Here is a 14819-nt window from a genome sequence, read left to right on the forward strand (position 1 = left end):
TGTCAGCTTGTTCGACGCCACGCCCACCATGCGCTTCTACAGTGCTGACAATGCCGATTTGGTTAAAGAGGACCGAATCTCGACGTTGGATCGCCCAGGCATACCCGCCTCGCCGGTTGTATATTTCCCGCCCGGAGGTGACGTCAAGATCCTCATTGGGCCGGAAATTCTTCCCAGCCCAATCAGCAACCCGACCACACGCACGTCGTGGGTCGCAGAGACGGAGTAGTCAGCCGTGATGCGAAAAATGACCCACCATTCGATGCTATCTGCCGGCTCCGATGATTCGGAGCCGGTCTGGGTAAAGCCTCAACGGGGTTTCACCCTGGTCGAACTGCTGATCGTGATCGTGATTGTAGGTATCCTCGCCTCTGTCGCCGTGCCGGCTTATCAAGGTCAGATGCAAAAGGCGCGCCGCTCGGATGCGATGACACTACTCATGGTCTCCGCTCAGCAGATGGAACGATGCGCGAGTCAGAATCCCGCCGCCACCGGCTATACAGGATGCGATACCGACTTAGCGGCCACATCGGACGAAGGTTACTATGACTTGGCGGCAAGCAGCGTAACCGCCACCACCTTCACACTCACGACGACCCCGGCCAGCGGCGAGGCACAAGTCAACGACACCGACTGCGCCAGTATGACGATCAACCAAGCCGGTCAGCGGTCAGCAAGAAACGGAGACGATGAAGACACCACAGCTACGTGCTGGTAAACCGCACCGCGGGAAAATCCACCCAGGCCCGTTCATCGCATTGAACGGGCCCACTTCCATCTAAAGCCCCTCGCTGTATAATTCGACTAACCGTTTCGACGGAATGCCGGACGGATAACAACTATCAGCCGCCCCAAATCCGCGGCCAAAAAAACTTATCAACACCAAGGATGGTGACCCCATGTCCAAGGGATTTACCCTGGTCGAGCTCATTGTGGTCTCGGCCCTCGTGAGCATACTTCTAGCCATTGCGTCCCCCAGTGTGGCAGCGCTGATCGGCGATAATCGTCTTTCCAGAGCACACAACGAATTGCTGACCCATCTGCGAACCGCCCGCCAAACGGCCGTTTACCACCAAACCTCCACCGTCGTTTGCGCCACCGGCGGCACACCGGATTGCGATAAGACCGATCAGTGGGAACTCGGCTGGATGACCTTCACAGACCCCAACGGTGATGAGCAATGCCGCGACAGCGACCTCGACGGCCGTTGCGACGATGACGGCGGCCGAATCATTCGAGTCGCCGAATCTCTACCACCCGGCATTCGGCTGCGAAAAACCCGAACCAGTATCGCCTATCTCCGTTTTGACGCCGCTGGAGCGGCCGGTGGGATCAACGCCCGATTTTTTGTTTGCGATGGCCGCGGTGAACCATACGCCAAGAGCTTGGTCATCAGCGCAACCGGCCGTGTGCGGACCACTCGCGATGCCGACGACTACCTTCGATGCGCTTAAACTCCGCCCCCGCCTCGTTCGCTGGACCAGTTGACAGCAAGTCCGAAGGTTCGCGTATCCACTCGTCACTGATCGGCTACCATTCGTCGGTCATGACAATGCCTGGCATTCAGAGTCGACCGTGACGGCCGATGAGCTATACAGGTTATTGGTAGTGACTCGCCAAGCAACCGATAAACAGCAACTAAAATTACAAACGTTATTCATCAATAGACAGCCGGTAAAACCGGCCAACAATAACAATCGATCAGAGCCGAACCCCGCCCGTTAGGGTGGAACCGAGTCGTCATTAAACTTTGGTGGCTACGGAGAAGGTACATGACCGGTCATATTGGCTCGTTCGTCGCCATGCACTGCCATGGACGGTCGGCGATTGTTATTGATAAACGCTCAGCGATGATTTCGCCGAGCATTTTCCTCACGTTTCGCCCCGATCCCTCACAGCGCGATAAGCGCACGCCGGGACAACCTGGGATTACAGGCCATCGCCGATCTTCGGACCAACCCGCCGCCCCAGGTTCTGCGCGCACATCCATTGATCCGTTAGCCGCCTTCTACATAAAACGCCGACAAGCTCGGTGGCACAGAGCGCGTCCCCATGGAACAGATCAGAGGTCGGCTGACCGAACTGAGGTGTTCGGACTGTCCGGTGCACGTTTTTCGAGTGACATCGGAAACGATGATCGTAACGGACGGGACGATACTGCCGTGCCACTGCGCACCGGCTCACGACGGCCTTCCCGCAACCGTTTGTTACGGCCCACGCCCCATGGTCGCGCGCTCTGTCTACGGGTAGCAGGCCATGTTGCCGCGGCTCAATCACCTAGATTCCACAACGGGCGAACGCTAGAGGCGAGGATGGAACCATGACAACGTTTGTTAGAACCCGACGCACCATCGTCTTTCTATGCGCCTGTGTCGTGAGCTTTATGGCGGGTTTTCCCGCCTATGCAGACGACACGGAAATTTACGTCACACCCCAGGCGGACACCTCAGCCCCGAATATCCTGTTTATTGTCGACACCTCCGGGAGCATGGGAACGGAAGAGCAAATGGATTCCGCACCCTTCGATTCCGCTACCATTTACGATGGTGCCTGCGATGTGAATCGAATCTATTGGAGCACATCGGGAAACCCGCCCAGTGCCTGTGACGGTTCCAACGCCACTGACAACTGGTTTCCCGTGGCGGCTAACACCTGCGATGCGGCCACCGGATCGCTATCGACCACCGGGCAGTACATCGCTCAAGCCACCCAATGGCGCAAAAAGAAAACCAGCAGTGGCAACAGTTCCTGGCGCTGGCGCTCCCCCAATGATGATTTTCACGGGAACGACAACTATTTCGAGTGCTTGGCGGACGCCGGCGTCCATGGTCAGGATAGCGCCTCGTCCCGACGGTATACCAATCGTGCCGCCAGCGGCAGCGGTGCAGATCCGTGGACCACGGGTTCCACCGTTCAGGTCACGAAGTGGAAACCCATCACGCTCTATTCCGGAAACTATCTGAACTGGTATCTGTACCACAGCAGCGCCGCCACCATGACGCGGCTAGAGATCGTTCAAGATATCGCCAAAAACCTGATCGCCAGCTTGAACGGTGTCAATATCGGGTTGATGCGTTTCGACGATGATTACTGGAGTGACTACTCTGGGAACCGGGGCGGCTACGTCACCCTTCCAGTTGCCGACATTGCCGCCAACCGCAGCGCCTTCAACACCAGCATTGACTCCTTTACCGACCAGGGCTCGACCCCCCTGTCCGAAACGCTGTATGAAGCCGCCCGCTATTTCCGCGGAGAAGCGCCGCACTTCGGCCTGTACACCTCGCCGGGAACCAGCGTAGCCTCCAGCCTGGATGCCGATGGTAAGTACATATCCCCCATCATCGATGTATGCCAAAAGAACAATATCGTCTACCTGACCGACGGTGAACCCCGAAGGGACAATGATGCCAACAACGTGATCGAGTCTCTTATCGGCAGCACCTGCGGCGTCAATTCCGGTACGGGCGGCTCCAATGGCGGTCAATGCCTGGATGATCTGGCCCAGTGGCTACACGAAAACGACCAGGCGCAGGTTAACGAAACCGAGGACACAATCAACAACATTGTCACCTACACCGTTGGTTTTCACACCGACCAAAGCCTGCTCGACGACACCGCCGCCAAGGGTGGTGGCAAATACTACACGGCCGACACCTATGATGAACTCAACCAAGCGCTCACGTCGGTCTTTCTCGAGATCCTCTCCCGCAACGGACTATTTACCGCGCCGGCGGTCTCCGTGAATGCGTTCAACCGTCTGGAACACCGTGATGAGTTGTATTTCGCGCTGTTCCGCCCGGAAGATACCGTCCACTGGTTCGGGAATTTGAAACGGTATCGCTTCGATTCGGACTACGACGAGGATGGAGAAATCGTCGATCAGCTGGGTTTTCCCGCGGTCGACCCTAACACCGGAACGTTTAAATCCGGGGCGCGCAGCTTCTGGAGTTCGGATATCGACGGAGATGATGTCATCGCCGGCGGCATGGCCAACGAGTTGAGCCTGCCACGCAATGTATACACCTATTTCGGACCGGACAGTCCGGACAATGTTTCGTTGGCGTCCTATCCGCTCCACGAGTCCAATCTCGCGACGCTGGAACCGCTATTGGCGCTGGAAAACCAGGTGACGAATGCGACAAGCCTCATTCAATGGGCGCGCGGCGTCGACATTCTGGACGACGATGACGACGACAGCTTTATCGATGCAAGGCCGCGCATGGGTGACCTGCTCCATAGCCGGCCGCTGGTCGTCATCTATGGTGGTACCGAAGATGCACCCGACGCGACCGTATTCGCCACCACCAACGAAGGTTACCTCCATGCGGTGGATACCAGCGACGGCAGCGAACAGTTCTCGTTTATCCCCAAAGAGCTACTGGCCAATCTGGAAGATTTGTACGCTGACGATGATGGCGGAAAAGTCTATGGCTTGGACGGCCCGCTGAGCCTGTGGTTGGAGAATAACGGCTCAACGACCATCAACCCTGCTTTGGAGGGCGATTTCGTCAAGCTCTACTTCGGCATGCGTCGGGGGGGCAACAACTACTATGCGGTGGACGTCTCCGACCGCAGCAATCCGGTCCTTAAATGGGTGATTAAAGGCGGCGGAGACAGCGGTGATTTTTCGGAGATGGGCCAATCCTGGTCACGGGCGAGCAAGTCGAAGGTCCGCATCGGAACTCAAGTGCGCGACGTCCTGATGTTTACTGGCGGCTACGATGACTCCAACGATTCCGACACCACACGCACCGTGGACGGCGTGGGACGCGCCGTCTATATCGTGGATGCGGAAACCGGCGCATTGATCTGGTCCGGTGGCACCAGCGCCGAAGACAGCTCGGAAACGGACGACTTCACCGCTAAGTTCAACGATATGATCTATTCCATCCCATCGGATCTGCGAATCGTCGATGCCAACGGGGATGGCTTGGCCGATATCTTGTTTGTCGGTGATATGGGCGGGCAACTGTGGCGTTTCGACATTGACAACGGCGCCACCTCCGTGAGCGACCTGGTTACCGGCGGGGTCATTGCCGACATCGGCGGCGATGACGCGAACAATCGGCGCATTTATTACCCACCATCAGTGGCCTTCGCCAGGGACCAGGGCGACATCTTTCTCGCCGTTGCTTTCGGCTCTGGCTGGCGCGCACACCCCCTGGACCAAACCGTGGACGATCGCTTCTATATGCTGCGACAGCTCTCGATTTACGGGCCGCCGCTGAACGAATCGGGGGACGTGAGTTACACCAAATACTCACACGACGACTTATATAACGCCACAGCCAACGTCATCGGCCAAGGCTCGGCAGAGGACGCGGACACCGCCTTGGCAACGCTCCGTGGCAGCGCCCATGGTTGGTATCTCGACCTGGAAAAGTCCGGCGAAAAATCCATCTCCGATCCTTTGATCGCCAACGGCCAGGTCATGTTTTCCACCTACACCCCTACCCCGCCGGAAGGCGGAACCACCTGCTCATCGGGTTTGGGTTCGGGATACTTCTATATCGTCAATTTGCTGGACGCGACGCCCACCCGGCCGCTGAATGGCGACGACGACAATCCGCTGGTCAAAGAAGACCGAGACATGCTGCTCAAGCGACCCGGCATTCCCGCCTCGCCGGTGGTGTATTTCCCGCCTGGTGGCAAGGTCAAGATTCTGGTCGGACCGGAGATCGTGCCCAGTCCGATCGAAAATCCGTCCACCCGGACATCCTGGGTCGCCAACAAGTAGTTCGACTGGGAAAACAAAGAGGATGCTCAGCCGGCCACATGATTTGTGGCCGGCTGAGGCTTAATTCGTACGCAGCGCTTTGGGCAGCGCAAAATAGATGGTTTCTTCCGGCCCGTCGGTTTCGGCGACGAACCGACCACCCCAGGCGGTAAGCTGATCGACGACCTTTTTCACCAACTGCTCGGGGGCCGAAGCGCCGGCAGTCACACCCACCTTATTCACACCAGCCAACCACTCCCGCTGAATATCCTCTGGTCCGTCGATCAGATAAGCGGCACGCCCTTCGCTTTGCGCCAGCTCTCTTAGACGATTGGAATTGGAACTGTTCCGCGACCCGACAACGAGCACAAGATCGACCTGACGAGCCAGCGCCCGGACTGCATCCTGGCGATTTTGCGTGGCATAGCAAATATCGTCCTTGCGAGGACCCTGGATGTTCGGAAAGTGCTCCCGGAGGGCATCGATCACCCGGCGGGTGTCGTCAACCGAAAGGGTGGTTTGGGTTACAAAAGCCAAACGATCGGGATCCTGAACCTTGAGCTTGGCCACATCATCCGGCGTTTCGACCAAGTGAATCTGGCCGCCGTGACAGGCCTCGAAGCGCCCCATGGTGCCCTCGACCTCTGGATGACCGGCGTGACCGATCAACACCACGTCAAATCCCTTACGGGCGTAGGCACCCACTTCCACATGCACCTTGGTGACCAGTGGACAAGTGGCGTCGAACACATGCAGTCCGCGGCGACTGGCATCGTCCTGAACAGAGCGCGGAACGCCATGGGCACTGAAAATCACGGTGGCACCGTCCGGCACCTCATCCAGTTCCTGAACGAAGATGGCACCCTTTTCGCTCAAACTGCGAATCACGAAGCGATTGTGAACGACCTCGTGCCGCACATAGATCGGCTGGCCGTAAAGCTCTAAGGCCCGCTCGACGATATCGATGGCACGCTCGACGCCGGCACAAAACCCCCGGGGATTAGCGAGCAAAATATCCATAAGACTCCACGCGTGGTCGCCGATGAGGCGACAATGGTCATTGACCAGCCAAGTCCCAACGATGCGTCAGCGCTCTTGGCCGCGGATACTCAGCCAAAGAAAAACCGCCGCGCCCACCGTAATCGCGGAATCAGCCGCGTTGAAAGCCGGCCAATACCACTGTTGATAGTAAAGCTGAATAAAATCGATCACGTGTCCATGCAAGACACGATCAATGGCATTGCCGATCGCACCACCCAAAATCAGGCTCAAGGCCATCGGTAAGATCACCAGGCCCTTGCGTAGCCGGACGAGCCAAACGCTCAGCCAAACGCTGACACCCACTGCAAGGGCCAGAAAAAACCAGCGCTGCCATCCATCTGCCGTACTCAAAAAACTGAATGCTGCCCCAGGATTATAAACCAAGGTCAAATTGAACCCCGGCACTATGGGCCACGGCTCGTAGGGGGTCAGCCAACGCAAGGCCAACCATTTGCTGAACTGATCGCACGCCACAATCAAGCTGGCCAGCACAAACCAACCGAGCGGCGCTTGCCATGACCGTGACATCACGCGAATCGGCGCTCCTCGCCTTTCCCCGCTACGTTCGTGACGCACCGTCCGCAGAGTGAGGGGTGCTCGCCGTCACGGCCAACGTCCGCCCGGCGATGCCAGCACCGTTCACATTTGCCGTTATCTGATGGCATCACGGCAATCCACAGTTCGTCGCCGCTGTGCAAAGTGTAGTGGACGGCATCATCGCTCCGCGCGGTGTCGCGATGGCAACGGGCATCGGAAGTGATGAAAACAAACCGAAGCTCCTCGCCCAATGCTGCCAGTTTCGGATGGATCTCGGCGCCCAGATACAAATCCACTTCCGCTTCCAATCCACCGCCGATCCCGCCAGCGACCCGCAAGGCCTCCAGCTCTTTGGCCACACACTCCCGCACTTCCAGCAATTGATCCCAGAAGGCCGCATCTAAACCGTGTTCCAGCTCGATCGCCGTGGGCGTCAATTCCGGCAACGGGTGCCACTCGGCTAAGAACACGCTCTCGGATCGGGCGCCGGGCATGTTCTGCCAGATCTCCTCGGCGGTAAAGCTCAGTACGGGCGCAATCCACCGCACTAAGGCCTCGGCAATGTGGTAGAGCGCCGTCTGCGCCGAACGACGTGCCAGACTCTCGGCCGGGGCCGTGTATAAGCGGTCTTTGAGCACATCGAGATAAAATCCACCCATGTCCACGGCGCAGAAATTGTGGACGTCCTGATACACGCGGTGGAACTCAAACTTGTCGTAGGCCGCCACGACCCGTTGCTGTATCGACTGGGCCCGGCCAATCGCCCAGCGGTCCAGCGGCAGCATGCCATCGATATCCACCGCATCACGAGCCGGGTCAAAGCCGTGCATATTCCCGAGCAGGTAGCGGGCCGTATTACGGATGCGTCGATAGGAATCGGAAATACGCGTGAGAATTTCGTCTGAAACGCTCATCTCCGCCCGGTAATCGGTCGCAGCGACCCAGAGCCGCAGCACATCCGCGCCGAGCCGGCCGACGACGTCGTCGACGGCGATGACGTTGCCTTCGGACTTCGACATCTTGCGGCCCTGAGCATCCACAGCAAAGCCGTGAGTCAACACGCTCTTGTACGGCGCACTGCCCCGCCGACCCACTGCCACCAACAATGATGACTGGAACCAGCCGCGATGCTGGTCGGAGCCCTCAAGATATAAGTCCGCCGGGTAGCCCAACTCATCACGCTGTTCCATCACGCACCAATTACTGGCACCTGAATCGAACCACACGTCGAGGATGTCGTTGGATTTTTCGTAATTCACCGCCTCCTCACCGAGCAACTCCGCCGCATCCAACACAAACCAAGCGTCGATGCCGCTCTGCTCGATCCGGGCGGCGACCTGTTCCATCAGTTCCGGCGTGTTGGGATGCGCTTCGCCCGTTTCGCGATGGATGAACAGAGCCAGCGGTACACCCCAATGACGCTGACGCGAAATGCACCAGTCCGGTCGCCCCTGAATCATGGACTCGATTCGACCGCGCCCCCACTCCGGTAACCAACGAACCTTGTCGATTTGGGTCAACGCGGCCGCCCGCAGCCCGGATTGTTCCATGCTCAAAAACCACTGTGGCGTGGCACGGAAAATGATGGGTGTCTTGTGGCGCCAACAATGGGGATAACTGTGTTGCAATCGCTCGACCTTGAGCAACGCACCGCCTGCTTTCAGTAGCTCTACGATGACGTCGTTGGCGCTCAACACCGATTGGCCGGCGACATGTTCCACGCCGCTCAGAAACCGACCGTCCGGACCCACCGGATTGTCCATGGACAGGTGATAGCGAACCCCCACGTTGTAGTCGTCCAAGCCATGCGCTGGCGCCGTGTGGACCAGGCCGGTACCCGCCTCTGTGGTCACGTGCTCACCCAGAACAATGGGCACTTCCCGTTCCAGGAAGGGGTGGCGAACCAACACGCCCTCCAAAGCTTGGCCCGCGCCGTAGGCAATAACGCGATAGTCGCTCACACCCCATCGCCCCATGACGTCTTTCAGCAGCGCCTCGGCCACCAGCAGTCGCTCGCGCCCCCGCGGACCGTCGGCCACCTGCACCAGGGCATAATCCAACTTCGGATGTACCGCCACGGCTTGGTTCGCAGGAAGCGTCCACGGCGTCGTGGTCCAAATGACCACCGAAAGCGGACCGTCGCCCTCCACCCCCTCGACGTGGTCCAGGCGCGCCAAAAGCTGCTCGGGCTCTGCACACTCAAATCGCACATCGATGGCCGGTGACCGCCGATCACGATACTCGACCTCCGCTTCGGCCAGGGCCGAGCCACAGTCGATACACCAGTGAACCGGCTTGGCGCCCCGGTGCAAGTGACCGTTTCGGGTCAGCTGCGCCAAGGCACGGACAGTATCCGCCTCGTAGCGATAGTCCATGGTCAAATACGGATGCTGCCAGTCTCCCAGCACACCCAAACGGATGAAACCTTCTCGTTGCCGATCCACTTGGCGGGCCGCATAGTCCCGACACGCCTGCCGAAACTCGCCCGCCGAGACCGCCACGCCGGCCTTCCCGACTTCCTTTTCGGTCGCCAGCTCAACCGGCAATCCGTGACAATCCCAACCTGGGACGTAGGGCGCATCCAGACCTTGCATCAAACGGCTTTTGACAATGACGTCCTTGAGGATTTTATTGATGGCGTGACCGATATGAATGTCGCCATTGGCGTAGGGCGGACCGTCATGCAAGACATAACGTGACCGACCGGCTCGCTGCGCGCGCAAGCCCGCATATAGATCCATCTCGTTCCAGAAGCGGAGCATCTCGGGCTCCCGCTTGGCCAGATTGGCCCGCATGGGAAATGCGGTCTGGGGTAGATTCAAAGTGTTCTTGTAATCGGTCATCGAAGTTGCCTGATCGGTAGTGGACTCAATTCGCGCCCGTTAATGCCCCAGTTGAAAAACCGAGCCGCCCGAGATGATCTCGTGCAGCGTGTGCATCTTGTTCGATTTGTCGCCGCATCGCTTCCACGGAGGAGAACCGCTCTTCATCGCGCAGGCGCTTGAGGAATGTCACTTCCAGAAACTGCCCGTACAAATCCCGATTTTGCCCCAACAGGTGGACCTCAAGCAGCTCCCGTGTTCCGTTGACGGTGGGACGGGTGCCGATACTGGCCACACCGGGAGCAATGCCATCCTCAAGACCGTTGATCGTGACGACGTAGATTCCCCGCAAGGGGCTCGCCCGCCGCCGGAGGGAGATATTGGCGGTGGGAAAACCAATGGTGCGACCGACCTTATCACCATGAATCACCCGCCCGCACAAGCTATACGGGCGTCCCAACAAACGCTCGGCCATATCCAGATCGCCCTCGGCCAAGGCGGCGCGAATCCTCGAACTGCTGACCCGCTCACCCTCGACGGCGAAGGTCGGCATGTGTTCAACCGCAAAACCAGATTCGAGCCCGCACGTCTGCAGGAAATGAAAATCGCCGCGCCGCCCCTGGCCGAACCGGAAGTCGTCACCGACCACCAAATAACGAACGCCTAATCCTTCGACGAGCAAATCATGCACGAAATCCGCCGGTGACATGGACGCCAAGCGCTTGTTAAATCGCAGGCACAAGACATAGTCCACCCCACAGGCACGCAACAAGGAGAGCTTCTCCCGAAGCCGGGTCAACCGTGGCGGCGAGTCGGCCGGCACGAAGAATTCCTGTGGGGAAGGCTCAAAGGTCACGACTACCGTCGGCAGTCCGAGTGCGTCGCCATGCTGACCCAAATGGGCCAACACGGTCTGGTGCCCACGATGGACACCATCGTAGTTTCCAATGGTGGCCACGCATCCCCCGCGTAACGGCTGCAGATTGTTCAGTCCACGTATAAATTGCATGACCCCAATGCCGAGGGCTGCCTAACTAAGGGGGTCAATTATAAGGCTTGACGCCCGGTTGTCATCGCGTCGCGGGCGAGCGCAGGTCCCTGGGACGGAAGCCGAACGACACCAGAACAAGAAAATAAACCGCGGCACTGCCGAAGATCCAAAGGATGAGCTGGCCGGCACGATGCCAACCGGACCATCCGAACCACGCCGTCATCGGGGGCACCAGCAACAACAGTCCTGCGGCCATCACCAGCCCGGCGATGGATGTCTTCAGCGCAAAACGCCACCAACCCGGCTGCGGCGTATAGACGCTCTCCCGGCGTAAAGCGCGATACAGCAGTGCCGCATTCAGAAAGGCAGATGCGCTGGTCGCCAATGCCAGGCCGACATGGGGTGCCGCGTAGCCAACCCAAACCATCGGAACGACAAACAACACATTGAGAACCATGTTGGTCACCATGGCGATGATTCCGATACGCACCGGCGTGCGGGTATCCTGACGGGCATAAAACCCCGGCACCAGCACCTTGACCAAAATAAAACCCAAAAGACCCGCGCCGTAGGCCGACAAACTGGCGGCGGACATGGCCACGTCGTGTTGATCGAATACCTCGGAGTGAAACAACGTCGTAAGCATCGGCCCGGCCAGCAAACCCAAGCCCAAGGCCGCCGGCAACCCAATCAGGAACACCTGCCTCAGGGCCCAATCCAATGTGGCGCTGAAATTCTTCGGATCGGCGTTTGCGTGACGTTGCGACAAGCTGGGCAAAATCACCGTGGCCAGCGCGATACCGAACACCCCCAGCGGAAATTCCATCAGGCGATCGGCGTAATAAAGCCAACTCACGCTACCCGTGACCAGAAACGATGCGATCAAGGTGTCGAATAAGAGATTGATCTGGGCCACTGATGCGCCGAACAAGGTCGGCAACATCAAACCCAGAATGCGTTTGACGCCGGGATGTCGCCACCCCCAGCGAGGCCGCGGCAACATTTTCAAACGCCACAAAAAGGGCAGCTGAAACAGTAACTGCGCCATACCCGCACCGAACACGGCCAACGCCAAGGCGTAAACCGGTTCGGCCAAGTGCGGCGCGACAAACACCGCGGCCGCGATAAAACAGATATTCAATAGCACCGGCGTAAAGGCCGGCACCCCGAACCGGCCGTAGGTATTGAGAATCCCGCCTGCCAACGCGGTGAGCGAAATAAAAAACAAATACGGAAACGTCACCCGCAGCAGATTCGCCGCCAAATCATATTGCCCGGCGTTGCCGACGAATCCGGGGGCGAAAATTAAAATCAATACCGGCGCCCCGACAACACCAACGGCGGTCACCGCGAGCAATATCAGGCCCAAGGTCCCGCTGACCCGATCGGCCAACTCGCGCACCTCCGCTGCCGAACGTTCGTTTTTGTATTCCGACAGCACCGGCACGAAGGCTTGGGAGAAAGCGCCCTCGGCGAACAAACGACGAAGAAAGTTGGGGATTTTGAAGGCCACAAAAAATGCGTCCATGGCCAACGACGCGCCGAAGTAGCGAGCAAAAATCACGTCGCGAACGAAACCGAGCACACGCGAGATCATCGTCATGGCGCTGACAATCGCGGTCGATTTGAGGAGGTTTCGTGCCATGCCGTCACCCTAGCTGCGGGCGGACTGTGATGTGGCGTCAATTCGCCCAGGGGCACAGGTCCGGAAAGAAAAACGACTCATGGTAGCGACCCGACCTGCCGTGCGCTAGGGGCCCGACCAACAACCCGCGCAGGGAATGATTGACAATGAGGTCGGATCCACGCATCATTCAGCCCCTTTCCATTTCATTTTCAGCGGTTTTGGGAGTCCCATGGCCAATAGTAACCAAGCGCGCAAGCGCGCCCGCCAAGCGGAAAGGGCCCGTCAACGCAACGCGAGCCTTCGCAGCCGCGAGCGTACTTACATTAAGAACGTGGCTAAAGCGATCGATGCAGGTGATCCGGAAGCGGCTCAGGCCAGCTACACCGCGGCTGTACCGGTCATCGACTCAATGACCAACAAAGGCATCTTGCATCGCAATACCGCCGCTCGACACAAGAGCCGACTCAATCGCCGCCTGAAAGCCCTCAAACAGCAAGCCTAAGGTTGGTAACTGACCGGGTCGTTCCGCGTGAATCGTCTCGGACAGGTAAATCACAATGACAGTTGCGTACTGGTGCGTTCTTATCGCCGCGATTATGCCTTTGCTCGGCTCCACCGTGGCCAAGGCCGGTGCCGCCGGCTTCGATAATCGCTCGGTCCGGCCATTTTTGGAATCGCAACAAGGCTGGCGATTGCGGGCCAATTGGGCCCAGCAAAACGCTTATGAAGCTTTTCCCCCGTTTGCGGCCGCGGTGATTATCGCCCACCTGACCGGCGGCGCCGCACAGGCCACCATTGACGGTTGGGCCTTGGCATTTGTCGCGCTGCGCACCCTCTACATGGCGATGTATATTCTGAACGCCGCGACCTTACGCAGTTTGGTTTGGACCGCGGCGTTCGCTTGCATCATCGGGCTTTTCGTCAGCGCGGCCTAACCTGCCCCTTTAAGCAACCACCATATTGTCTCGGTGAATCACTTCCGTCTCGTCTACATAACCCAAAATACTCTCGATACGCCCGCTGGGCTGACCGGCTATCTGCCGGCACTCGGATGCGCTGTAATTCGCCAAGCCACGCGAGACTTCTGAACCATCCGGCCCCCGGCAAACCACCAAATCACCACGCAAAAACTCACCGCGAACGTCGGTTATGCCCACAGGCAATAAACTCTTCCCACCTTCTTGCAACACCCGCACCGCACCGGCGTCGATCAGTAGCTCGCCACGGGATTTCAAGTGTCCGTAAATCCATTGCTTCCTCGCCACCAGAGGCGCCCGACCAGGGACGAGCAACGTGCCCGTTTCCTGTCCGTCGGCGATAGCCGGCAGAACGTGCGCTACCCGCCCGGATGCGATGATGGTGGCCGCGCCGCCCCGCGCCGCCCGCTCGGCGGCACCCAGCTTGGTGATCATCCCCCCCCGCCCCAACGCCCCAGGGCGAGGTGTCGCCAAAGCAGACAGCGCCGGATCGCCGGCTCGACCTTCGGCGATCAACTCGGCTTTGGGGTCGGATCTGGGATCGGCGCTGAAAAGCCCCGCCTGGTCCGTCAAAAGCACCAGTAAATCGGCCTCAATCAGATTGGCCACCAATGAGGCCAAGGTGTCGTTATCCCCGAATCGCAGCTCTTCGGTACTGACCGTGTCGTTTTCGTTCACGATGGGAACAATCCCGAGGTCCAAGAGAGTACGCAAGGTACTGCGTGCGTTGAGGTAGCGCTGCCGGTCGGTCAAATCGGCATAACTCAACAACACTTGCGCGGTATGCAGACCGTGGGTGGCAAAAACCCGTTCGTAGGCATGGATCAGGTTCATTTGGCCCACAGCGGCCGCGGCTTGGAGATCGTGCAGGGCGTGGGGCCTCGTCGACCAGCCCAAGGTCACCATGCCCGCAGCCACCGCCCCGGACGAAACCAGCACCATTTTTTTTCCCAGCTGGCTGAGCGCAGCCATTTGATGAGCCCACGCGGAAATCGCCTGCTCGTCGAGGCCACGCCCGTCGTTGGTCACCAACGAGCTGCCCACTTTAACCACCCAGCGTCGGCTGGCTCCATAATGCACTCGGTTCGACATGGACTCTGACATCACA

12 protein-coding genes are annotated in these 14819 nt (G+C 58.8%); 6 read left to right on the forward strand and 6 right to left on the reverse strand.

Going from position 1 to position 14819, the window contains the following annotated elements:
• The 4 genes from SVU69_08845 to SVU69_08860 all read left to right on the forward strand — a co-directional run.
• Positions 1–229, forward strand: a 229-nt coding sequence (locus SVU69_08845; protein ID MDY6943108.1) for a hypothetical protein, incomplete at its 5' end; no start/stop codon positions are given.
• Between the two features lie 9 nt (positions 230–238).
• Complete coding sequence (locus SVU69_08850; GenBank protein MDY6943109.1) at positions 239–718, forward strand: type IV pilin protein; 480 nt, start codon at positions 239–241, stop codon at positions 716–718.
• A gap of 181 nt (positions 719–899) precedes the next feature.
• Positions 900–1454, forward strand: coding sequence for a GspH/FimT family pseudopilin (locus SVU69_08855; GenBank protein ID MDY6943110.1), 555 nt, complete (start codon positions 900–902; stop codon positions 1452–1454).
• An 866-nt stretch (positions 1455–2320) separates the two neighbouring features.
• Positions 2321–5737: a PilC/PilY family type IV pilus protein gene (locus tag SVU69_08860; protein MDY6943111.1), complete on the forward strand. Its 3417-nt coding sequence runs from the start codon at positions 2321–2323 to the stop codon at positions 5735–5737.
• Positions 5738–5797: 60 nt separating this feature from the next.
• Here the strand turns inward: SVU69_08860 and ispH are convergent, their stop codons facing one another.
• From ispH to murJ, 5 genes are all read right to left on the reverse strand, one after another.
• Positions 5798–6736 carry a 4-hydroxy-3-methylbut-2-enyl diphosphate reductase gene (gene ispH, locus SVU69_08865; GenBank protein MDY6943112.1) on the reverse strand — a complete coding sequence of 313 codons (939 nt, stop codon included), beginning with the start codon at positions 6734–6736 and terminating at the stop codon, positions 5798–5800.
• 66 nt (positions 6737–6802) lie between these two features.
• Positions 6803–7285 (reverse strand): signal peptidase II, encoded by a 483-nt coding sequence (lspA, locus tag SVU69_08870; protein ID MDY6943113.1) that lies wholly within the window; start codon positions 7283–7285, stop codon positions 6803–6805.
• Positions 7285–10137 (reverse strand): isoleucine--tRNA ligase, encoded by a 2853-nt coding sequence (gene ileS, locus SVU69_08875; GenBank protein ID MDY6943114.1) that lies wholly within the window; start codon positions 10135–10137, stop codon positions 7285–7287. The genes lspA and ileS overlap by 1 nt, the downstream gene beginning before the upstream one ends.
• A gap of 25 nt (positions 10138–10162) precedes the next feature.
• Complete coding sequence (gene ribF, locus SVU69_08880) at positions 10163–11125, reverse strand: bifunctional riboflavin kinase/FAD synthetase (protein MDY6943115.1); 963 nt, start codon at positions 11123–11125, stop codon at positions 10163–10165.
• A gap of 61 nt (positions 11126–11186) precedes the next feature.
• Positions 11187–12752 carry a murein biosynthesis integral membrane protein MurJ gene (gene murJ / locus SVU69_08885; protein ID MDY6943116.1) on the reverse strand — a complete coding sequence of 522 codons (1566 nt, stop codon included), beginning with the start codon at positions 12750–12752 and terminating at the stop codon, positions 11187–11189.
• A 211-nt stretch (positions 12753–12963) separates the two neighbouring features.
• Between murJ and rpsT the strand changes: the two genes are divergently transcribed.
• Positions 12964–13236: a 30S ribosomal protein S20 gene (rpsT, locus tag SVU69_08890; protein MDY6943117.1), complete on the forward strand. Its 273-nt coding sequence runs from the start codon at positions 12964–12966 to the stop codon at positions 13234–13236.
• 55 nt (positions 13237–13291) lie between these two features.
• Positions 13292–13669: an MAPEG family protein gene (locus SVU69_08895; GenBank protein ID MDY6943118.1), complete on the forward strand. Its 378-nt coding sequence runs from the start codon at positions 13292–13294 to the stop codon at positions 13667–13669.
• A 9-nt stretch (positions 13670–13678) separates the two neighbouring features.
• On the opposite strand, the gene proB is transcribed toward SVU69_08895, so the two are convergent.
• Positions 13679–14803, reverse strand: coding sequence for a glutamate 5-kinase (proB, locus tag SVU69_08900; protein ID MDY6943119.1), 1125 nt, complete (start codon positions 14801–14803; stop codon positions 13679–13681).
• Positions 14804–14819: the final 16 nt, after the last annotated feature.

This window comes from Pseudomonadota bacterium (assembly GCA_034189865.1).
Lineage (GTDB): Bacteria > Pseudomonadota > Gammaproteobacteria > UBA5335 > UBA5335 > JAXHTV01.